This is a genomic window from Rahnella sp. P4_A8, assembly GCF_056402435.1.
In genome coordinates this window covers 1-1,270 of record NZ_JBFUHK010000243.1, presented here as the reverse complement: position 1 = coordinate 1,270, position 1,270 = coordinate 1, and the positions used below count along the sequence as shown (strand labels likewise).

Below are 1,270 nucleotides of genomic sequence, written 5' to 3'. Positions count from 1 at the left end.
CTTTACGTTCGCTATAGGCAGACATTTACGTTCAGGCGAAAGCCTCAGCCGTAAATATTCGCGCGATCACGCAACTCTTTCCCTGGCTTAAAGTGAGGAACGTACTTGCCGTCCAGCTCGACTTTATCGCCAGTTTTAGGGTTGCGCCCAACACGCGGAGCACGGTAGTGAAGAGAAAAACTGCCAAACCCACGGATTTCGATGCGTTCACCATCAGCCAAGGTTGCAGCCATATGCTCAAGCATCTCTTTCACTGCATCCTCAACAGCTTTCGCCGGGATATGAGAGTGCTGGCCAGCAAGTCTTTCAATAAGTTCAGACTTGGTCATAGTACCTCCAAGCTTTGCAGCTAAACTACCGTTTCGGGGCGACTGAGCCGCCCCCCGTCATTACTCGCCTTTTGCCGCTTTGAACGCTTCAGCCATAGCACTAGAGAAGTTGCTTTCGTCTGGTTTGTTGTTAACAACAGCGATTGCATCTTTCTCGTCTGCTTCGTCCTTAGCACGGACGGACAGGCTTACTACGCGGTTCTTACGATCAACACCGGTGAATTTAGCTTCTACTTCATCACCAACGCTCAGAACCAGAGTTGCGTCTTCAATACGGTCGCGAGAAGCTTCTGAAGCGCGCAGGTAACCTTCTACGCCGCCAGCTAATTCAACTGTAGCACCTTTGGCGTCAACTGCTGTAACTTTACCAGTAACAATAGTACCTTTCTTGTTAACAGACAGGTAGTTATTGAATGGATCTTCAGCCAGTTGCTTCACGCCCAGGGAGATACGTTCACGTTCTGCATCAACTTGCAGAACCACAGCTGCGATTTCGTCGCCTTTTTTGTATTCACGTACTGCTTCTTCGCCTGCAACGTTCCAGGAGATGTCAGACAGGTGAACCAGGCCGTCGATGCCGCCGTCCAGACCGATGAAGATACCGAAGTCAGTGATTGACTTGATTTTACCTTCAACGCGGTCGTTCTTGTTGTGGGTTTCTGCGAATTGCTGCCATGGGTTGTTTTTGCATTGTTTCAGGCCCAGGGAGATACGACGACGTTCTTCGTCGATATCCAGAACCATAACTTCAACAACATCGCCCACGTTAACAACTTTAGATGGGTGGATGTTTTTGTTAGTCCAATCCATTTCAGAAACGTGAACCAGACCTTCAACGCCTTCTTCGATTTCTACGAAGCAGCCGTAATCGTCCAATCCATTTCAGAAACGTGAACCAGACCTTCAACGCCTTCTTCGATTTCTACGAAGCAGCCGTAATC

The 1,270-nt window shown here is 48.9% G+C and carries 1 protein-coding gene and 2 pseudogenes; all 3 read right to left on the bottom strand.

What is annotated here, in order from left to right:
* Positions 1-44 precede the first annotated feature (44 nt).
* Positions 45-332 (bottom strand): annotated as a pseudogene (gene ihfB / locus AC1DUO_RS25105) (integration host factor subunit beta); the annotation flags it as partial.
* A 57-nt stretch (positions 333-389) separates the two neighbouring features.
* Positions 390-1,205: pseudogene (locus tag AC1DUO_RS25100) on the bottom strand (S1 RNA-binding domain-containing protein); the annotation flags it as partial.
* Positions 1,181-1,249: a hypothetical protein gene (locus tag AC1DUO_RS25095; RefSeq protein WP_477989395.1), complete on the bottom strand. Its 69-nt coding sequence runs from the start codon at positions 1,247-1,249 to the stop codon at positions 1,181-1,183. The gene AC1DUO_RS25095 and the pseudogene AC1DUO_RS25100, both read right to left, overlap by 25 nt.
* Positions 1,250-1,270 lie beyond the last annotated feature (21 nt).